The following is a 20812-nucleotide window of genomic DNA, read 5'->3' on the forward strand; positions in this document are numbered from 1 at the left end:
ACTTCGCAGCTTGATTGATCGAGTGTGCTCATGGAAAAGATCTGGTTGAAGAGCTATCCGGCCGGCGTCCCGGCGCAGGTCCCCGTGGACGAAAGCGCTTCGCTCAAGACGATGATGGAATCGGTCTGCACGCGGTTTTCGAACCGGCCGGCATTCGGCAATCTCGGTGCGTCGATTACCTATGGCGAGCTGGAGCATTTGTCGCGTTCGTTCGCGGCCTATCTGCAGACTGCCTGCGGCATGCAGAAAGGCGACCGGATCGCGATCATGCTGCCGAATCTGCTGCAGCAGCCGGTCGCGCTGTTCGGCGCCTTGCGCGCGGGATGCGTGGTGGTCAATACCAATCCGCTGTACACCGCGCGCGAGCTGCAGCATCAGCTCGCCGATTCCGGCGCCAAGGCGATTGTCGTGCTGGACAACTTTGCCCATATTGTGCAGGAAGTGCTGCCGAGAACCGAAGTCCGGCATGTCCTCGTCAGCCGCCTCGGAGATCTGCTCCATTTCCCGAAGGCGCAGATCGCGAATTTCGTCGTCCATCATGTCAAGCACATGGTCCCTGCATGGCACATCGACGATGCCGTCGCCTTGCCCGACGCGCTTCATCGCGGGGAGTCGATGCCTTTGCTCGATATCCCGTTAAGCGCCGAGGATGTGGCCTTTCTTCAATACACGGGCGGGACGACAGGCGTGCCCAAGGGCGCGATCCTGACGCATGGCAACGTCCTGGCCGATGTGCGGCAGACCGTCGCATGGATTGCCGGCGTGCTGGAAGAGGGAAAGGAGACGGCGGTCATTCCCTTGCCGCTCTATCATGTGTTTGCGCTGACCGCCATGCTCTCGTTTTTCACATTGGGGGCGACCAGCCTGCTGATCACCAACCCGCGCGATCTGCCTGCCTTCATCGAGGAGCTCAAGCATACGAAGTTCAGCGCGATGATCGGTGTCAATACGCTGTTCAATGCCTTGCTCAATGCGCCGGGCTTCGAGCATGTGGACGTGAGCGGCGCGAAGATCATCGTCGCCGGCGGCATGGCGGTGCAGCGCGCGGTGGCGGAAAAATGGCATCAGGTAGTGGGCATGCCGATCATCGAGGGTTATGGCCTGACCGAGACCTCGCCTATCGTGTGCGCCAACCGGCTCGATATCGACAAGTACACCGGCACGGTGGGCTTGCCCATTCCATCGACCGAGGTGGCGATCCTGGATGACGAGGGCAATGAACTGCCGCTGGGTACGTCCGGGGAGATCTGCGTGCGCGGGCCGCAGGTGATGAAGGGTTACTGGAACCGGCCGGAAGAAACCGCGCATGTGTTCACTGACGGCGGCTGGTTGCGCACCGGCGATATCGGCTTCATGGACGAAAACGGTTACGTGAAGATCATGGACCGCAAGAAGGACGTGATCATCGTTTCCGGCTTCAAGGTGTTCCCCAACGAAGTGGAAGACGTGATCGCAATGCATCCGGGCGTGCTTGAAGTGGCGGCGATTCCCGCTGTCGATGCGCAATCCAATGAAGCGGTCAAGGCGGTCATCGTCAGGAAAGATCCGGCGCTCACCGTCGAAGAGATTATCGAGCATTGCAGGAAAAACCTCACGCCCTACAAGGTGCCGAAGTATGTCGTGTTCCGGAACAGTCCGATGCCGAAGTCGAACATCGGAAAGATACTGCGGCGAATCGTGAGGGAGGAAGAGGAACACGCGACGCGGGGCGATGTTGCAGAGAGCGGTTCCGTGCAGGAAGCGTATTGAGCGCATGAAGTCTCGTTTTTATCCATCTGGCCAAAACGACGAAGGGAATCAACATGACTAGCAAATCGACTAAATCCGAGCATCTCGACAATCCCCGATTTTTCGAAGCGGTGCGCAATTCGGCCGAGCAGATCTGGCAGGCCGGGCTTGGAGCATTTGCCAAGGCGCAAAAAGAGGGTGAGGAGATGTTCTCCAGACTGGTTCAGGAAGGCGCGGAAGTGCAGCGGCACGCGCAGCATCTCGCCGAGGACAAGGTCGGCGGACTGACCGGCGCCGTCAGGAATATGGCGGAAAACCTCGGCGTGCAGGCTTCCGGTTCGTGGGAAAAGCTGGAGAACGTGTTCGAAGAGCGCGTGTCGCATGCCTTGCATGCGCTGGGCGTGCCGAACCGAAGCGATATCAAGGCGCTGACCACGCAGGTCAGCGAATTGCGCAAGTCGGTCGACGCACTCGCTGTCAAGAAGGCGCCTGAAAAAGCTGCGGCGAAGAAACCTGCCGCCAAGGCGGCGAAGAAGCCGGCTGCGACGAAAGCCGCCAAGGCAGGCTCCGCGAAGATTGCGCCAAGAGTCTCGGCGCGCAGAGGAACGGTCGCGGCTCCAAGCAGGATGAGCCACTGACGGTTTTCGCTGCGGCGTCGGCCGGAGCGGAGTGTGCCCGGCCGGCCTGAGGAATTTGCCGCAATCAGTCCATCGAGAAGGACCGGCCCGCGAAATCGTAGGTGATCAGCGAGCCGTCCTGTTTGCCCATGCCGGGTGCATTGGTTGGCATGCCGGGCACGGCGACGCCTTTCACCGCAGGGCGTGCGATCAGCTTGTTGACCGCCTTGGCGGGCACGTGGCCTTCGATGACCTGGCCCGACTTGTCGATCACGGCGGTGTGGCAGGACATCATCGATTCGGGAACGCCAAAGCGTTTCTTGATCGACGACATGTCATCCGAGTTGACGGCCTTGACCTTGAAACCCGCTTCGCGAAGATGGGCAATCCAGCCTTCGCAGCAGCCGCAATTCTTGTCCTTGTAGACGGTAATCGCTTCGCCTGCAGCGAAGGCGATGCTGTATGTCGCAGTGAGCAGCGCGGCAATGATGAATTTTTTCATGGCTGTTTCCTTGATGGCATTGTGGCTAGCTTGATGTTCCCGAAAACGGGAACACGCTCCCGGCGTTCATTACGGTAGAGTGAGATTGATTGTTTTTTCAATCGGCGGATAACACACGCCCAGCTTTTCGTGGCACCCCTGATAGGACGCCGTCAGCGTGATCTTGTTGGCCTTGCCGCTGCGGTTCAATGTCAGTTCCACCGGTACGGCTTTTCGATAGACTTCGGTCTTGCCGAAAATCTGGTCGACCTTCATTTCACCGGGCGGCAGCTTGATCGCGCTGATGGCCACGCCGTTGGCATCCTTGAGTGCAAAGCGGATCTTGTCCTTGTAAAGGTAGTAGCCGGGCGCCGGCAGCAGTTCGGCCTGCAGCACGTTCGGGCCTTTGACTGCGACCTTCAGCTTGAAAGCCAGGTCCGGCTCAATCAACTCGTCCGGCTTCGGGCTGGCGAACAGTCCGCTCAAACCTTTTTGTGCGCCGGGTGCGGGAGATTGCTGGGCAAATGCAGGCAGTGCCGCGCCCAGGCTCACGGCAGCGATAGCGTAAAGTGCGAATCGTTTCTTCATTTCGGGAATCCCAATCCATATGTCGAGGGCATATTGAATTCAAGCAAAGAACATGCCGTTTTGCGAGGCCGGGAGGCGACCTGGATGACGCGGCATCCTTCCCGACAGGGCACGAATATTCCCTCCGACGCATCCGGGTAATACCACTTACGCATTAAGCGCTATTGCGGTTCTGCTGCCATCCTCATATATTTATTGCTCAGTAGAAATTTCTTTTGTATCCTTCCGGTTGAGTCAGGACTAGCTCGAACAAAATTCCGGCGCGTCCGCCCGTCCCGCACGGCTTATCCTCTTCCATCCCAGAGCTCCGCACAATGTCACTAGGAAGCATCAACATCCGACATCGCCTCGGCGTCGGATCCGGCTTGGTGCTGCTACAGACGGCCACCTCGATTGTGGCCGGATTAGTCAGCTTTTTTCGCATCGCCCTGCATCGACGCTGCATGACCGAAACGGTACGGGCGGCAGAGGGCTCCGTCAGGATTGCAGATCGGACACGCACCGCTCTTCGGTTCGCTTGAGGGTGCGCTGAGCGATGCAAATGAAAGCAACGGATGTGATAGACGGGAAGGGACGCCGTCTTGCCTGGGCATTCCTGATTGCCGGATTGCTGACGTCGACCGTCGTCTATTGGGAAGGGACGCGTCTGATCGATCAGGAGCTGGCATCGCAACTGGATGTGCGCGCGCGGGATGTGAAACACAATCTGGTACGTCAGCTTGACGCTTACGCGGAAGCCTTGCATGACGTGCAGGTGGAATACACGGCATCGTCCGTCATGGTGCGCCAGGATTTTCAGCGGAGTGTGAAGCGCTTGCGGCTCGATGATCGCCTGCCTGCCGTCCAGGCAATCGGTTTCAGTCAGCGTGTCCGGCCGCAGGAGCGTTCTGCATTCGAGCATCTGCTGCGCAAGGAATATGCGAGCGACTCCGCGCAATTGCCGTTCAGCTTGCTTCATCCGATCCCCTCATCCCTGACGTCCGATACCTTCATGGTGCAGTACATCGAGCCGTTCGTGAAGAATCGCAGCGGCATCGGCTTCGACCAGGCGAGCGATCCAAGGCGGCTGGTTGCCATCGAGCGCGCGCGCGACAGCGGCGAATGGGCCGCCAGCCAGCGTGTACGCCTGTTTGTCGAGCCGGGCAATGTCGAAGGCGTGGTGTTTTTCGCGCCCGTCTATCGCGGAGAGACACCGGACACCCTTGCACAGCGGCGCACGTCGTTCCGTGGTTTCGTGTTTCTGGCGATCCGGGTCGACGAGATGCTGCGCAATGTATTCGGCCCGAAGCTGCTTGACGATCTCGACATCGAGATTTTCGATGCGCGAAGCCGCGAACAGGCGGATGCCGGTACTGACGCGGCCTCCCTGATTTTCGACAGCAACCCGGAGCAGTCGGCGGCGATGTCCGGCATGGCCGATGTCAACGCCCGGTTGCGGCGCGACTTTGACCTCAGCTTCGGCGGCAGTACCTGGCATCTGAACCTGAAGGTGCGTCCCGAATTCCGCAAGCGCTCGCAATACTGGTTGCCGCCGATTGTCGCGCTGGCCGGCGTCCTGACGAGCTTCCTCGCGTTCTTCTTCATGCGCTCGCAGACCTATGCGCGCCAGGCGTCCGAGGCGCGTGCGCGCGAGGCATATCTGTCCCTGCATTCGAAGGAGAAGCAGCTCGACGGCATCCTGGAGTCGATCGACGAGGTGCTCTGGACCTTCGATCTGCGGGAGCGCAAGGTGAGCTACGTCAGCCCGGCGGTGGAGCGCCTGTACGGCCACCCGGTGCAGGCCTTCTATGACAGTTCGCTTCTCTGGCTCGACTGCGTGCATCAGGAAGACCGCAAGCAGGTCATCCGTTTTTCGCGGGCGGTTGCCGACATCGGCTGGGCCGCGCTGGAATTCCGCATCGTGCGCCCCGACGGCACGGTGCGCTGGATGCGCTATGACGCACATTATGTGCCGGGCACCGAGCCGGGAGCGGGGCGGGTCGATTGCCTTGGCAGCGACATCACGGCGCAGCGCCAGATGGAAACATCGCTACGCCGCAGCAACCGTGCCTTGCGTGCAATCCATGCATGCGATGCGGAGATCGCCACCGCCACGGATGAAACCGCGCTGCTGCAAGGTATCTGCGAAGTGGCTGTGCGCGAAGGCTATCGAATGGCCTGGTCCGGATTGCTGAACAGCGACGGCAGCGTGACGCCTGCCGGAATCGCCGGCGAGCATGGCGGCTATCTGGAATGCATTGCCGAATCGCTGCAAGAGGGCATTCACGAAGCGGCGGAAGTTGGCACGGTCGGCATCGCGCTGCGCACGCTCAAGCCGACGATCCAGAACAATATTCTCACCGATCCCCGCATGGCGCCCTGGCGCGAGCAAGCCTTGCGCCGGGGATTCAATTCGAAGATTGCGCTGCCGCTGTTCCACGACGAGAAAGCCATCGGTCTGCTGAACGTGTATGCCGCGGAAGCAGACGCCTTCGATACGGAAGAGGTGGAGTTGTTGATGGGCCTGGCCGGTGCGGTGACGGTCGCCATCCAGTTCCTGCGCCACCGCAGCGGGCAGCAGGCGGCGGAGGCCGCTTTCCGCCTGCGCGAGCGGGCCATCGAAGCCAGCACCAACGGCATCGTGATCGCCAGCGCCAAGGCGCCGGAATACCTGGTTGAGTATGTCAACCCGGCGTTCGAACGCATGACGGGATACAGCGCGCAGGAAATCATCGGGCAGAACATGCGCATCCTGCACGGCGACGACAAGGATCAGCCGGGGCTGGACGAATTGCGCGCGATGCTGCTGGCGCAACGCGAAGGCCAGGTGACCATCCGCAATTACCGCAAGGATGGCACCATGTTCTGGACCGATATCCATATCGCACCGGTGCGGGACGAGGCCGGCGTCGTCACGCACTTCGTGGCCGCCAAGTATGACGTCACGACGACCAAGCGCTACGAGGCGGAGCTTGAGTTCCAGGCCAGCCGCGATCCGCTGACTTCGCTCGTCAACCGCAACCTGCTGCATGACCGCCTGAACCAGGCAATCGCCTTCTCCTCGCGTTACAGCACGCCGCTGTGGGTCGTGTTCGTCGATCTCGACCGCTTCAAGTTCGTCAACGACACGCTGGGCCATCAGGCCGGCGATGCGCTGCTGAAACAGGTGGCCGATCGCCTTCTGTCCGCGGTGCGCCATACGGACACCGTGGCGCGGCTTGGCGGCGACGAATTCGTGCTGGTGCTGTCCGAGCATCCCGATGAAAATCTCGACACTCAGGTCGTGCAGCGGATCATGGATGCCATCGCTCCGCCATTCATCATCGGCAGCCATGAATTCTTCCTGACCTGCAGCATCGGCATTGCGGCTTACCCTGCGGACGGCAAGGATGCCGACACGCTGATCAAGCACGCCGACATTGCGATGTACCGCGCCAAGGAAGTCGGACGCGACAATTTCCAGTTCTATACCGCGGCGCTGAACGAAAAGGCGCTGGAGCGGTTGCGTCTGGAAGGCGACCTGCGCAACGCGGTCGAGCGCGGCGAATTCGTACTGCATTACCAGCCGCAAGTCGACCTGGAGACCGGCGCCGTTGTCGGCATGGAGTCATTGATCCGCTGGCAGCACCCGGAGTTCGGTATGGTTCCACCCGCACGCTTTATTGGTCTGGCCGAGGAGATCGGCCTGATCGTTCCGATGGGCGATTGGGCGATTCGCACCGCCTGCCGGCAGAATCGCGCGTGGCAGCGCGCCGGCCTGGGGAATCTGCGCGTGGCGGTCAACCTGTCGGCGCGCCAGTTTGCCGAGCAGGATCTGGTGCAGTCGATCGCCGCAATCCTGCAGGAGACCGGGCTGGAGCCGCAGTATCTCGATATCGAACTTACCGAGAGCCTGGTGATGACGGATGTCGAATTCACCATCGGCGTGCTGCGCGAACTGAAAGCGCTTGGCGTGCACCTGTCGATCGACGATTTCGGTACCGGCTATTCCAGCCTGTCCTACCTGAAACGCTTCCCGATCGACGTGCTGAAGATCGACCGCTCTTTCGTGAACGACATCACGTCGAATGGCGCCGATGCCGCGATCGTGCACTCCATCATTTCCCTCGCCCACAATCTGCGCCTGAAAGTCATTGCCGAAGGGGTGGAGACGGAGGAGCAGCTCGCGCACTTGCGGCAGCGGGATTGCGATCAGATGCAAGGTTTTTACTTCAGCAAGCCGCTCGCGCCGGATGCATTCGAAATGCTGCTAAAGGAAGGCAAGAAATTGGCGATCGGAAAAGTGATGCAGACGCTCGACTGAAGCTCGACTGAAGCGGCGGGCGTGCTCATCAGGATGCCTGATGAAGGCTCGCGTCGCCCGATAGCGCATCCCACCAGGAAAGAACAGCCTCGGCGGTGCAGGGCAGGGCGGTGAATTCGCCCGCGGTGAAGGCGGACCATTGCGGCAGGAAACGTTCCGGTACGGGAATGAGAACAGGAATGCCGGCAGAAATCGCCAGCGCGATCTCGTCATGCAGACCCTTGCCTTCCGTCTCCTGCGCGCCGTACTTGTTGAAGATGACGAGGGAAGGTCCCTTGTCGATGGATTTCCGGATGATCGAAGAAGCTTCGGCCATGGCCGCCGCGTCCAGACGGCAGGCTTTCGAGCCGCTGCCGAGGTTCTGTGAAATCGACATGCGCGTGGAGGAGGGAAGCAGCTCCAGCTCCATGTCGCAGGGGCCGCTGGCATGCTGGATGGCACCGGCCAGCGGCACGCCGCGCGCCTGGAACGCACGCACGACCTGTTCCAGCATCGGGGCGGGGTCGGCGTCGGGAGCGTAGATCAGGGCGGCGGAGTGTTGTCGTGTCATGGCACTGGTTTGGAGCGCAAAGGGTTGTGCGGGTCATTATATCCATGCGGGCGGCCGCCCCCTTGCGATCGCTCTATTTCGGAATCAGGAATACCGCCTTTTCCGTCACGGAGATGGCCGCGTTGCGCTCTTCGCGCACGACAAAGCGGATCGGCATCGAACCCGACTGGCCGGATTGCGGCATGACCTGTACGCGCACCGGCACCGCCTTGGTCGTTGCGGCCGGCACATCGAAGTCGTCGTCGGAAGACAGCTTGATGCCGGGCAGGCCGCTCACCTCGATGATGTAGTGGTGCGGGCGTTCGTCGGTATTCATCACTTGCAGGCGGTAGACGTTTTCGATCGCGCCTTCCTCCACCAGGCGCGGCAGGCCGCGGTCGCGGATGACGTCGACCTTGAGCGGCGTGCGCAGCGCCAGCGACAGGCCGGCGGCGAAGATGATCGTCAGCAGGATCGCGAAGTAGATCAGCGTGCGCACGCGCAGCACGCGGTGCCATATGCCTTGCCTGTCGAGCTTGTTGTTGATCGCGTACTGCGTGGTATAGCGCACCAGGCCCTTTTCATAACCCATCTTGTCCATCACCTGGTTGCAGGTGTCGACGCAGGCTGCGCACGCGATGCACTCGTATTGCAGACCGTTGCGGATGTCGATGCCGGTCGGGCACACTTCCACGCACAGCCCGCAATCGACGCAGGAGCCCAGTCCCAATGCCTTCGGGTCGGCCTTCTTGCCACGCGCGCCGCGCGGTTCTCCGCGCTCGCTGTCGTAGGTGATGATCAGCGTGTCCTTGTCGAACATCGAGCTCTGGAAGCGGGCGTACGGGCACATGTACTTGCAGACCTGTTCACGCATCCAGCCGGCCTGGCCGTAGGTGGCGAAGCTGTAGAAGCAGATCCAGAAGGTTTGCCACGGGCCGAGGCCGAGTGCGCCGATCTGATGCGCGAGCGAGCGTATCGGCGTGAAATAGCCGACGAAGGTGAAGCCGGTCCAGCCGGCGACCGCCAGCCAGGATGCGTGCTTGGCCGCCTTCAGGCCGAACTTGCGTGCCGAGAGCGGTTCGCGGTCGAGTCGCATGCGCGCCGCGCGATCGCCTTCGATCTTGCGCTCGATCCACATGAAGATTTCCGTGTATACCGTCTGCGGGCAGGCATAGCCGCAGAACAGGCGGCCGGCGACCGCGGTGAACAGGAACAGCGACAGCGCCGATACCACCAGCAGGGCGGACAGGTAGATGAAATCCTGCGGCCAGAAGATCAGGCCGAAGATGTGGAACTTGCGCGCGTCGAGGTCGAACAGCACGGCCTGCCGGTCGTTCCACATCAGCCAGGGCAATCCGTAAAACACTGTCTGGGTCAGCCAGACCATGACCCAGCGCCAGCGCACGAATGCGCCTTTCACGGAGCGCGCATAGATCTTTCTTCGCGCCTGATACAGGCTCTGTTCGACTTGCTGCGTCTCGACCACCGGCGTGATCGGGACGACTTTCAGATTCTGGCTGCGCATTCTGTTCTCCTGTGCATCAGGCTTCGCCTTGCTCGTCCTTGCCGATCACGATGCGGGTATCGCTCGTATACATGTGGCGCGGAACCGGCAGATTGTCGGGCGCGGGCTTGTTCCTGAAGACGCGGCCGGCCAGATCGAAGGTCGAGCCGTGGCAGGGACAAAGGAATCCGCCCACCCAGTCGTCGGGCAGCGATGGCTGCGGGCCGCCGCCGAGCTTGGCGGTCGGGGAGCAACCGAGATGCGTGCAGATGCCGACCGCGACCAGGATATCGGGCCGGATCGAACGATGGACGTTGCGTGCGTATTCGGGCGTCATCTCATCCTTGTTGCGCTCCGAAGCGGGATCCGCCACCTGAGCTTCGGTGGCTTTCAGCGAAGCCAGCATTTCCGGCGTGCGCTTGAGTATCCAGACCGGCTTGCCGCGCCATTCGACGGTCTTCATTTCTCCCGGCGCGAGGTCCGCGATGTCGACTTCGACCGGCGCACCGGCGGCCTTCGCGCGTTCCGAGGGCTGGAAGGTTCTCACCAGCGCGCCGACTGTCGAGACGGCCGGCACCGCGGCGGCGACCCCGGTGGTGATCAGCAGCATGCGCCGCTCGTTATCAAGTTGTGCTTCGATGCTCATCGCGCTCCCATGATTCATTCAATGCCGCGGCTCGCGGCATTCCCTGATCCCGCTATACGCAACATGCGTGCCACGCGCAGCTGAAGCGCGGAGATGTGCGCAAATCCTTGTTTTTACGACGAATTTGAAAGAGGAGAAGGTCGCTGCGATGAGCTCTGTCAGCGCTGACTGTCAAGCCATGACAGTGTTTGGCAGCGCAGCGGCGCAAGCGCCCAAGGGTGCGGATACATGCCTGTGGCGCTTTGATTGATATCGATCATCTGCAAACCAGGTTTGCTGACTAGCATGGAATTAGATGACGCCTGCCCGCGAATAAGGCCCGGCCTGCGCATGGCGTCCGCGCGTCGTCCTGCCATCACTGACGGCATGGCAGCATGTGGCATGCCGCGGGTGCAGCGAAGCCGGCTCCAAGTGCTTGAAACAAAAGCGATTCGACATCGGGCCCGGGCTTGGCACGCATCTTGAGTAACTGCATGACGGTTCAACAAGAAAAAGAGCGCCACCGTGACCGACCGACGCTTGCTCCTCGAACTGAGCATTGTGCTCATCCTGAAGATGCTTTTGCTTTTCGCGCTGTGGTGGGCGTTCGTCCGTGACGAACGGGTAAGCGTCGACGCCGAACATGCCGCGCGCGCCATCGTCGGCGCCACTATCACCACTGTCATCACCTCCGCAACACCTGAACAACAAGGAGCGCAACATGGCCGTTGAACAACTGGTCGATCTCTCGCGCCTGCAGTTTGCCGCTACCGCGATGTATCACTTCCTGTTCGTCCCGCTCACGCTCGGCATGGTCTGGATCCTGGTGATCATGGAGAGCGTGTACGTCATGACGGGCAGGGTGGTGTACAAGGACATGACGCGCTTCTGGGGCAAGCTGTTCGGCATCAACTTCGCGCTCGGCGTCACCACCGGCATCACGCTGGAGTTCCAGTTCGGCACCAACTGGGCCTACTACTCGCACTACGTCGGCGACATCTTCGGTGCGCCGCTGGCGATCGAAGGCTTGATGGCCTTCTTCCTCGAATCGACCTTTATCGGCCTGTTCTTCTTCGGCTGGGACCGCCTGTCGCGACAGAAGCATCTGATGGTGACCATTCTGCTCGCCATCGGCAGCAATCTGTCGGCGCTGTGGATCCTGGTCGCCAACGGCTGGATGCAGAATCCGGTCGGCGCGCACTTCAATTACGTGACCATGCGCATGGAGCTGAACGACTTCTGGACGGTGCTGTTCAATCCCGATGCGCAGTCGAAGTTCGTGCATGCGGTATCGGCCGGCTATGTCACCGGCGCGATGTTCGTGCTGGCGATCTCGTCGTGGTATCTGCTGCGCGGGCGCGACGTCGAATTCGCCAAGCGCAGCTTCCGCATCGCGGCCGCGTTCGGCCTTGCCTCTGCCTGTTCCGTGATCGTGCTGGGCGACGAGTCGGGTTATACCGTCGGCGAGGCGCAGCAGACCAAGCTGGCAGCGATGGAGGCGATGTGGGAAACCGAGCCCGCGCCGGCGCCGTTCAACCTGATCGCCTTCCCCAACGAAGCCGAGATGAAGAACGATTTTGAGCTGCAGATTCCCTGGGTGATGGGGCTGATCGGCACGCGCTCGCTAGACAAGCAGATACCCGGCATCAAGGACATCCAGAGCAAGAACCGCGAACGCATCGTGTCGGGTATCGAAGCCGTGAAGGCGCTCGAAGCCTTGCGTGCGAATCCGCAGAATGCGGCGGCAAGAACAAGGTTCGAGCGACACAAGGCCGACCTCGGCTTCGGCCTGCTGCTGAAGAAGTATGTCGGCAGCATGGACCAGGTGACCTCTGCCGTCATCGACAAGGCGGTGAAAGACACCGTGCCGCGCGTGACGCCGATGTTCTGGTCCTTCCGCGCCATGGTGGCGATCGCCTTCGCCATGCTGCTGCTGTTCGTGCTGTCGACCTGGTATTCGGTCACCGGTGCGTTCGTGAAGAAACGCTGGCTGCTGAAGGCTGCGTTGTGGTCGCTGCCGCTGCCATGGATCGCCTGCGAACTGGGCTGGTTCGTCGCCGAATACGGACGGCAGCCGTGGACCATTTATGGCGTGTTGCCGACCCATCTCTCGGTGTCAACGCTGTCGGTGGCGTCCCTGTATGGATCGCTCGCCGGTTTTGTCGGTTTCTACACGCTGCTGCTGATTGCCGAGATGTTCCTCATGGTGCGCTTCGCGCGCCAGGGGCCGGGCAGCCTGGGGACCGGCCGTTATCTCGCCGAAGCGGCATAGGAGAACATCATGCTGGATTACGCAAGCCTGAAAATCATCTGGTGGCTGCTGGTCGGCGTGCTGCTGATCGGCTTCGCCATCATGGACGGCCATGACATGGGTGTCGGCACCTTGCTGCCTTTCGTCGGCAGGGACGACACGGAGCGGCGCATCGTCATCAACACGGTCGGCCCGCACTGGGACGGCAACCAGGTGTGGTTCATCACCGGCGGCGGCGCCATCTTCGCCGCGTGGCCGCTGGTGTATGCGACCGCATTTTCCGGATTCTACTGGGCCATGCTGGCGGTGCTGTGGGCGCTGTTCTTCCGGCCGGTCGGATTCGATTACCGCAGCAAGATCGACAACCCGGCATGGCGGTCGGCCTGGGACTGGGGCTTGTTCGCCGGAGGCGCAGTGCCGCCGCTGATTTTCGGCGTGGCATTCGGCAACCTGCTGCAAGGCGTGCCGTTCCACTTCGACGAGAACATGCTGGTTTTCTATACCGGGTCATTCTTTGCGCTGCTCAATCCCTTCGCATTGCTGTGTGGCGTGGTGTCGAGCGCGATGATCACCTTTCACGGCGCGATCTACCTGGTGCATCGCACGGACGGGCTGGTGCAGGAGCGGGCGCGCCTGGCCGCGCTGGTGTTCGGTGTCCTGATGCTGGTGGCGTTTACCGCTGCGGGTATCTCGCTGGCATTCGGCGGGCAGGGCTATGTGATTACTTCGCCGGTCGATGCGGCTGCGGCAGTGAGTCCGCTGTCGAAGACAGTGGTGCGCGAAGCCGGCGCCTGGCTGGGCAACTATCATCGCCATCCGTGGACCATGCTGGTGCCGGCACTGGCCTATCTCGGCGCGTTCGCGGCGCTGCTGCTGAGCTTGCGCGGCAGGACGCTCGCTGCGTTCGTCGCGTCATCCGTGGTGCAGCTGGGCGTGATCGGCACCGCGGGGGTATCGATGTTCCCGTTCGTGATGCCCTCGTCGACCGACCTGCGGTCCAGCCTGACGGTGTGGGACAGCGTGTCCAGTCATCTGACTCTGAACATCATGTTCTGGGCGACCATGATTTTCATGCCGATCGTGATTTTCTACACGAGCTGGGCGTACAAGGTCATGGCGGGCAAGGTCACGGCCAACAGCATCTGGAAGGACAAGCATTCCGTCTATTAGGAGCGTGTCATGTGGTATTTCGCGTGGGTATTGGGAATAGGGTTTGCGGTGCTGCTTGGGATTCTTAATGCGATGTGGGGCGAGAATGAGGAGGTGCGGGTGAAGGCGGGGCTTGAGGAGGAGGCTTTCTTCGGTGATTCAGCGCTGTAGTTTCTTCGTGGGGGCTTGCCGGGACCGGCCCCGGCGGGCCGCTCACTTTTTTGCTTCGCCAAAAAAGTAAGCAAAAAAGGCGACCCTACTGCCGTCGCCCGCTGCGCGGGTTCCCAAAAGCGCGCCTGCCAAAACGGGAAGCGAAACAAACTCGCCTTCGGCTCAGACAGGTTTCGCTTCTTGATCCGTTTTGACAGGCGCGCTTTTGGCGTCGTCAGAAAGGGAAATGCATACCCCATCCCCACCCCGACCCTCCCCTTGAAGGGGAGGGAGTTGGACTGTCCTTTATCGTTTTCAGGTGCAAGGTCAAGAACGGAATTCTCCCTCCCCTTCAAGGGGAGGGTCGGGGTGGGGATGGTTTGAAAAACACCCGCTCTGGCTCCGCCGAAGCGATGCAGGCAAAAGCGGATAAAGAAGCGAAATCTGTCTGAGCTCCGAGCATAGCGAGGGCGAGTTATTTCGCTTCCCGCTTTTGCCTGCATCGCTTCGGGCACCCCGACAGGGGCGGAGACTTTGCGGTCGCCTTTCTTTGCTTACTTTCTTTGGCGAAGCAAAGAAAGTGAGCGGCTGCCGGGCCGCCCCCGGCAAGCCTCCACGGAGAACCACCCGCACCGAATCACCGAAGAAAAAACACAGCTAATCCAACCCCAGCGCCTTCAACCTCCGATACAAGGTCCGCTCACTCATCCCGAGATGAAACGCAAGCTCCTTGCGCGTCCCACGGAACCCTGCCATGACCTTCCGCAGGTGCTCGTCCGATTCCCCCTGCGGCCCGCCAGCATGCACCAGTAACACCGGCCGTTCGACCGCCTCCATGCCCAGGTCCGGCGGCAGATGCTCCGGACGAATCACGCCGTCGTCGCAAAACAGCATCGCGCGCTCCAGCACATTGCGCAGTTCACGCACATTGCCCGGCCATGCATATGACTGCAACTGCCTCATCGCGACAGGCGCCACGCTGATGCGCCCCTTGCCGCCGGGCCGGCGCTGCAGGATGGAGTTGACCAGCAGCGGAATGTCGTCGACGCGCTCGCGCAGTGCCGGCAGGTGAATCGGGAAGGCGCTGATGCGGTAATAGAGGTCGGGCCGGAAGCGGCCGTCGGTGATCATTTCCTTCAAGGGCTTGTGCGTAGCGGCGACCAGGCGGAAATCGGCGCGCAGCGTCTCCAGCCCGCCGACGCGGCGGAAGGCGCCGGACTCGATCAGGCGCAGCAGCTTGACCTGCATCGCCAGCGGCACGTCGCCGATTTCGTCGAGGAACAAGGTGCCGCCCTGTGCGGTTTCCACCAGTCCCTGCTTGCGAGTGTTGGCGCCGGTGAAGGATCCCTTTTCGTGGCCGAACAGTTCGCTCTCGAACAATGTTTCGGTCAGGCCGGAACAATCGACCACGACGAAGGGACCGTTGGCGCGATCGCTCATCTCATGCACGGCGCGCGCGAACAATTCCTTGCCGGTGCCGGATTCGCCCTGCAACAGGACAGGCAGCATGGACGGCGCGACCCGTTGCAGGGCGGACAAGGCTTCGTTGAATGGGGCGGAGCATCCGACCAGCCCTTCGGCGCTCGGCCTTGCAGAGACGCTGCGTACCACCGCCAGCCGCTCGACGTAGGCCACGACTTCGTGCTGTTCGTCGAGGATGGGACGCAGTTCCACGTCGACGTGTTCCGGGCCTCGCGGGGTATGGTGGATGTGCAGTACACGGTCCGGGCCGCGCTTTTCGTAGGCCTTTTTCATCGGGCAGTGCTCGCCCGCACGATCGCAGGGGACGTCGTAATGATGCGAGATGCGGTAGCACTTGTGTCCGATATACGGTTTGTCCGCGGTCGCGAACTGCCGCTGATAGGAGGTGTTGGCGGCGAGGATGTTGTACTCGGGATCGAGCACGATCATCGGTTGCGCTTCCTGTTCGAGGAAGGAAACCAGGGCCTGAACCTGTGGTGCCGAGCGCAGGGTGGTGCCGGAAACCGGGGGAAGGGAAGAACTGCTCATGATGGCTCCTTGTCTGGTTTCACTGTGACGCCTGCTGCCATCACTGTCAAGGAGCTATGTCAATGGCAGCAATGGTGCTTGCCGATTCTGCCGGCAACCTCGCATCACCCGAAAAACTTCGTGTGAAATCAAGGATGTATCGAACATCCGCGATCAGCATCCGATCTGGTATGTCTCTTGCACAACTCCCGCCGGGGCGTGCGTTATTTGCCGGGGAAAGATCATGATCAGCAGTCGCCGCATGTATGTTGAAGGCTTCTTCGATCCGCTGACGCGGGCCGTCAGTTATCTCCTGCTCGACTCGGAGTCGCGCCAATGCGCGCTGATCGACAGCGTGCTGGATTACGACCCGCGCACCGGCAATATCGGCGGCGCCAATGCCGACAAGCTGGTCGCGCGCGTGCATGCTCTCGGGGCAACGGTGCAGTGGATCATCGAAACCCATGTGCATGCCGACCACCTGACAGCGGCGCATTACCTGCAGCAGAAGCTCGGCGGCAAGACCGGCACCGGGCAGCAGGTCATGGCGGTCCAGCAGATGTTCGGCAACCTGTTTCATGAGGGCTCCGGCTTCTCCTGCGAAGGCAGGCAGTTCGACCATCTTTTCGCCGATGAGGAATGCTTCGAAGTCGGCACCCTGACATGCCGCGCACTGCACACCCCCGGCCATACGCCTGCATGCATGACCTATGTGGTGCGCGACGAAAACGACATCGCGGCTTTCGTCGGAGACACCCTGTTCATGCCGGAGCTCGGCACGGCGCGCTGCGATTTTCCGGGCGCCAGCGCACGCGCCCTGTATCGCTCCATCAACCGGGTGCTGAGCCTGCCGCCATACACACGTCTGTACATGTGCCACGGCGTCCAATCCGATGGCGGCGAGGCGCAGTTCTCCAGCACGGTCGCCGAGGAGCGCGAGGCGAATATCCACGTCCGCGACGGCGTCAGCGAAGAGGAGTTCGTTGCCTTGCGCGCGCGGCAGGATGCCGTGCTGGACGTGCCGGACCGGTTCCTGCCTTCGGTTCAGGTCAATGTGCGCGCGGGACGTTTTCCGAATTGGAAGACGAGAACATTCAATCCTGAAACTTCCGGCTGACGCGACGTCATCGGTCCGCAGCGGCATTGCCGCCTTGTCCTTGCCATGATTCATGCGATCCCCAGCAAGAGCCGGCGCGACAATTTACAAACGCTTGTAATTTATATTTGATCGAATGTAGTTGCACTCCCGACAAGCGTGGCAATCAGGGCATTGCCGCGTCCGTCTTTGTTCCTCGCTGGCGTCATCGCACCGTCCGTAAAAGCGCTGGCATCCGACTTGCGTCAAGGTGAACCCGGGATTGAATTGCACCGGGCAAATCTGTCGGCTTTTGTCGGATGGCATCCATGGCGCAGGCGTTCAGTCAACCTGAGATTCTTGCAATCAAGCTGTTCTTCCTGGGCGCGGCGCTCTTGCTGGCTGCGGCGGTTGCTGCTGCGCGCTGGGCCATGTCGCCGGCTGATGCAATCAATCAACCCGTGGTGCAGCCGATTCCTTTCAGCCACAAGCATCACGCGGGCGACGATGGCATCGACTGCCGCTATTGCCATACCTCGGTCGAGAAATCCTCGTTCGCCGGACTGCCGACCACGCAGATCTGCCTGACCTGCCATTCGCAACTGTTCCGCGATGCGCCGATGCTGTCGCCCTTGCATGAGAGCGCGCGCACCCAAACGCCAATCCGCTGGAATCGCGTGCACGACCTGCCGGACTTCGTGTTCTTCGATCACAGCATTCATGTCAGCAAGGGCGTTGCCTGCGTCGAATGCCACGGCCGCGTCGACCAGATGCCGCTGACCACGCGCGTAGCGTCGCTCGACATGCAGTGGTGTCTGGAATGCCACCGCCACGCGCAGCAGCACATCCGGCCGAAGTCCGAGGTGTTTTCCATGACGGCTGCGCGGCCCTCGCCGCAGGAGGCCGCGCAGCTGGCCCGCCTGTACCATCTGCAGGACACGCGGCGGCTGACCGATTGTTCGACCTGTCACCGCTGACCATGAGCCGCCGTCCGCACATTCCTATCACGCCGATTGATGCCGAGCCGCAGAGCGCGGAGCGGCGCAGCTTCCTGAAGATCATGGCGGCGTCCATGGCGCTGGCGGCCGGCGGCTGCGGCGGCCCGCCGCGCGAGCCCATCCTTCCCTACGTGCAGATGCCGGAAATGCTGGTACCCGGCCGGCCGCTGTACTACGCCACCGCATTCATGCACCGCGGCTACGCGCAGGGCGTGCTGGTGGAAAGTAACATGGGGCGGCCGACCAAGGTCGAGGGCAACCCGCATCACCCGGCCAGCCTCGGCGCAAGCGGCGTGTTCGCGCAGGCGTCGGTGCTGCAGCTATGGGACCCGGATCGTTCGCAGACCGTGCGGCAAGGCGCGACCTTGGCGACCTGGGATGCCTTCAAGACGAAGCTGCTGGAGCGGCGCAAGGCGTGGCAGTCGGACGGCGGGGCCGGCTTGCGCATCCTCACCGGGACTGTCAGTTCGCCCACGCTGGCGGCGCAGATCGCGGCGCTGCTCCGGCGCTATCCGAAGGCGCGCTGGCATTGCCACGATCCGCTGCATGACGACGCCGGGTATGAGGCAACGCGCCTGGCCTTCGGACAGCCGGCGGACCTGTTGTACCGTTTCGATCGGGCCGCCATCGTGTTTAGTCTCGATGCCGATCCCTTCAGCGACTGGCCGGGCGCCATACGCTACGCGCGCGACTTCGTGCAAGGACGGCGCAGCAGCGCGGCGCAATTCGACAAGCGCTTGTACACGCTGGAGGCGTCGCCGGGCCTGCTCGGCGCGATGGCGGACAACCGCATTGCGCTGCCGCCGCACGATATCGAGAGAACCGTCTGGCGCATCGCCGCGCGATTGGGAATGGCGGGACTGCCGCAGGTTCCGCCCGCAAACGACGCGCGCGCTGGCAAATGGGAAGAGGTGTTGGCAGACCGGCTGACACGGCATCGCGGCGCATCGCTGATCGTGGCGGGCGGCAGCCTCTCGCCCCAGACACGCGCGCTGGTGCACTTGATGAATGCGCATCTCGGCAACCTCGGCAAGACCGTCATGCCGATCGCGCCGGTCGAGGCCAGTCCGCAGAACCATGCGGAATCGATTGCATCGCTGGCCAAGGACATGCATGCCGGCGCGGTCAGCTCGCTCGTCATGTTCGACACCAATCCCGTGTATGACGCGCCGGCCGACATCGGCTTCGAGCAGGCATTGCGCAAGCTGCCGTTCTCGGTGCACCTCGGCCTGTATCGCGACGAAACCGCGCGCGTATCGACCTGGCATTTGCCGCAGGCGCACGGCTATGAACAGTGGAGCGACGGACGCGCGTTCGACGGCAGTGCCTCGATCGTGCAGCCGGTGATCGCGCCGCTGTATGGCGGCCGCTCGGCGCACGAGTTGCTCGACTTGTTATCCGGGGAGGGCGAGCGCTCCGCTTATGCGCTGGTACGCGGCTTCTGGCAGGCCAGAAGCGGGGCCCGCGATCTCGATGCATTCTGGGAAGCTGCGTTGCGCAAGGGCGTGATAGACGGCAGCGAAAGCACCGTCTTGACGCTGCATCCGACGCGCTCGGTGCCGCCGCCAGCCTTCGAAGGTCCTGCATTGCGCGCATTGTTCGCACCCGATGCGTCGGTCGGCGGCGGCGAATATGCGAACAATGCCTGGCTGCAGGAACTGCCCCGGCCATTCAGCACGCTGACCTGGGACAACGCGGCCATGATCAGCGAAAACACCGCCCGGTCATTGCAGCTGCAAACCGGCGACGTGGTGCGCCTGTCGCTGGCGGATCGCACGGATGCGACGGCCGATGCGACGATTGAGGCGCCGGTATGGGTGTGGGCAGGGCATGCGGACGGCGCGGTGACGCTGCATCTTGGTTACGGGCGGCGCGCGGCCGGGCATGTGGGCAATGGTGTCGGCTTCGATGCCTACCGGCTGAAGACGCTGCGCGGCCCGCATGCGCTGAAGCTGGAAAAGACCGGCCGCCAGATCGCCTTTGCCACCACGCAGAATCATCAGCGCATGGAAGGACGCGACATCGTGCGCATGGCGACGCTGGAGGAATTCCGCCGCAATCCGCATTTCGCCAACGACCAGCCGCGCGAACGCACGCCGGAAATCAGCCTCTACGCCGAGTGGCAGTACAAGGATTACAAGTGGGGCATGGCGATCGACCAGAACGCCTGCATCGGCTGCCGCGCCTGCACCATCGCCTGCCAGGCGGAGAACAATATCCCGGTGGTGGGCAGGGAAGAGGTGCGTCGCGGGCGCGAGATGCACTGGATACGCGTGGACCGTTACGACATCGGCCCGGCCACGCATGTGCGCAGCGCATTCCAGCCGGTGCCCTGCATGCATTGCGAGACCGCGCCCTGCGAGGAAGTGTGCCCGGTGGGCGCGACGGTGCACGACAGCGAAGGACTCAATGTCCAGGTCTACAACCGCTGCGTCGGAACGCGCTTCTGCTCGAACAACTGCCCGTACAAGGTGCGCCGTTTCAACTTTCTGAAGTACACCGAGACCAGCCTCGATCGGCCCGCACCGGCCTACAACCCCGAGGTCACGGTGCGGCGGCGCGGCGTGATGGAGAAATGCAATTACTGCCTGCAACGCGTCACGCGCGCGCGCATCGAGGCGGAAAAGCTCGGGCGGCGCGTGCAGGATGGGGAAGTGATGACGGCCTGCCAGGCCGCGTGCCCGACCGAGGCGATCGTGTTCGGCGACTTGAACGATCCGGGCAGCAAGGTGAATCGGGCGAAGGCATCGCCGCTCGATTACGCGCTGCTCGCGGAATTGAACACGCGGCCGCGGACGACATATGCTGCGGTAGTGTTGAACCCGGATGATGAATTGGGCTGAAGG

General features: G+C 62.1%; 16 protein-coding genes. 10 read left to right on the forward strand and 6 right to left on the reverse strand.

The window, feature by feature from the left end:
- The first annotated feature begins 30 nt into the window (after window positions 1-30).
- Window positions 31-1749 carry an AMP-binding protein gene (locus tag E6W33_RS08165; RefSeq protein WP_136416269.1) on the forward strand — a complete coding sequence of 573 codons (1719 nt, stop codon included), beginning with the start codon at window positions 31-33 and terminating at the stop codon, window positions 1747-1749.
- Between the two features lie 53 nt (window positions 1750-1802).
- Window positions 1803-2366: a phasin family protein gene (locus tag E6W33_RS08170; RefSeq protein ID WP_136416272.1), complete on the forward strand. Its 564-nt coding sequence runs from the start codon at window positions 1803-1805 to the stop codon at window positions 2364-2366.
- A gap of 64 nt (window positions 2367-2430) precedes the next feature.
- Here E6W33_RS08170 and E6W33_RS08175 read toward each other — a convergent pair whose 3' ends face one another.
- Together E6W33_RS08175 and E6W33_RS08180 are read right to left on the reverse strand one after the other, a co-directional pair.
- Window positions 2431-2847, reverse strand: a complete 417-nt coding sequence (locus tag E6W33_RS08175; RefSeq protein WP_136416274.1) for a DUF411 domain-containing protein — start codon at window positions 2845-2847, stop codon at window positions 2431-2433.
- Window positions 2848-2916: 69 nt separating this feature from the next.
- A complete protein-coding gene (locus tag E6W33_RS08180; RefSeq protein ID WP_136416276.1) occupies window positions 2917-3414 on the reverse strand; it encodes a protein-disulfide reductase DsbD N-terminal domain-containing protein in 498 nt (165 codons plus the stop codon).
- A gap of 541 nt (window positions 3415-3955) precedes the next feature.
- On the opposite strand from E6W33_RS08180, the gene E6W33_RS08185 reads away from it, so the two are divergent.
- The gene (locus E6W33_RS08185) at window positions 3956-7696 is read left to right on the forward strand and encodes an EAL domain-containing protein (RefSeq protein WP_168798569.1); all 3741 of its coding nucleotides are present in this window, start codon (window positions 3956-3958) and stop codon (window positions 7694-7696) included.
- Between the two features lie 28 nt (window positions 7697-7724).
- Here the strand turns inward: E6W33_RS08185 and E6W33_RS08190 are convergent, their stop codons facing one another.
- The 3 genes from E6W33_RS08190 to petA all read right to left on the reverse strand — a co-directional run bounded on the left by E6W33_RS08190 (window position 7725) and on the right by petA (window position 10375).
- Window positions 7725-8246, reverse strand: coding sequence for a DUF2478 domain-containing protein (locus E6W33_RS08190; RefSeq protein WP_136416281.1), 522 nt, complete (start codon window positions 8244-8246; stop codon window positions 7725-7727).
- 73 nt (window positions 8247-8319) lie between these two features.
- Complete coding sequence (ccoG, locus tag E6W33_RS08195) at window positions 8320-9750, reverse strand: cytochrome c oxidase accessory protein CcoG (protein ID WP_136416283.1); 1431 nt, start codon at window positions 9748-9750, stop codon at window positions 8320-8322.
- A 16-nt stretch (window positions 9751-9766) separates the two neighbouring features.
- Window positions 9767-10375 (reverse strand): ubiquinol-cytochrome c reductase iron-sulfur subunit, encoded by a 609-nt coding sequence (gene petA / locus E6W33_RS08200; RefSeq protein ID WP_136416285.1) that lies wholly within the window; start codon window positions 10373-10375, stop codon window positions 9767-9769.
- Between the two features lie 504 nt (window positions 10376-10879).
- Between petA and cydP the strand changes: the two genes are divergently transcribed.
- Genes cydP through cydX form a run of 4 tightly spaced genes read left to right on the forward strand, consistent with a single transcriptional unit; the run spans window position 10880 to window position 13925 of the window.
- Entirely contained in the window at window positions 10880-11086 is a 207-nt protein-coding gene (gene cydP, locus E6W33_RS08205) for a cytochrome oxidase putative small subunit CydP (RefSeq protein ID WP_136416287.1), read from the forward strand.
- On the forward strand, window positions 11076-12626 hold the full coding sequence (locus E6W33_RS08210; protein ID WP_136416289.1) for a cytochrome ubiquinol oxidase subunit I: 1551 nt from the start codon (window positions 11076-11078) through the stop codon (window positions 12624-12626). Before cydP ends, E6W33_RS08210 begins: the two co-directional genes overlap by 11 nt.
- Before the next feature lie 9 nt (window positions 12627-12635).
- Window positions 12636-13775, forward strand: a complete 1140-nt coding sequence (gene cydB, locus E6W33_RS08215) for a cytochrome d ubiquinol oxidase subunit II (protein ID WP_211097263.1) — start codon at window positions 12636-12638, stop codon at window positions 13773-13775.
- 9 nt (window positions 13776-13784) lie between these two features.
- Window positions 13785-13925, forward strand: coding sequence for a cytochrome bd-I oxidase subunit CydX (gene cydX / locus E6W33_RS08220; protein WP_136416294.1), 141 nt, complete (start codon window positions 13785-13787; stop codon window positions 13923-13925).
- Between the two features lie 636 nt (window positions 13926-14561).
- Here the strand turns inward: cydX and E6W33_RS08225 are convergent.
- Window positions 14562-15914, reverse strand: a complete 1353-nt coding sequence (locus E6W33_RS08225) for a sigma 54-interacting transcriptional regulator (RefSeq protein ID WP_136416296.1) — start codon at window positions 15912-15914, stop codon at window positions 14562-14564.
- A 223-nt stretch (window positions 15915-16137) separates the two neighbouring features.
- On the opposite strand from E6W33_RS08225, the gene E6W33_RS08230 reads away from it, so the two are divergent.
- The 3 genes from E6W33_RS08230 (at window position 16138) to E6W33_RS08240 (ending at window position 20809) form a co-directional block, all read left to right on the forward strand.
- Window positions 16138-17010, forward strand: a complete 873-nt coding sequence (locus tag E6W33_RS08230) for an MBL fold metallo-hydrolase (protein ID WP_136416298.1) — start codon at window positions 16138-16140, stop codon at window positions 17008-17010.
- Window positions 17011-17297: 287 nt separating this feature from the next.
- Complete coding sequence (locus E6W33_RS08235) at window positions 17298-17945, forward strand: cytochrome c3 family protein (RefSeq protein ID WP_136416300.1); 648 nt, start codon at window positions 17298-17300, stop codon at window positions 17943-17945.
- On the forward strand, window positions 17924-20809 hold the full coding sequence (locus tag E6W33_RS08240; protein WP_247869573.1) for a 4Fe-4S dicluster domain-containing protein: 2886 nt from the start codon (window positions 17924-17926) through the stop codon (window positions 20807-20809). The genes E6W33_RS08235 and E6W33_RS08240 overlap by 22 nt, the downstream gene beginning before the upstream one ends.
- Window positions 20810-20812 lie beyond the last annotated feature (3 nt).

It is taken from the genome of Herbaspirillum sp. ST 5-3 (assembly GCF_004804275.1).
Classification (GTDB): domain Bacteria; phylum Pseudomonadota; class Gammaproteobacteria; order Burkholderiales; family Burkholderiaceae_D; genus Noviherbaspirillum.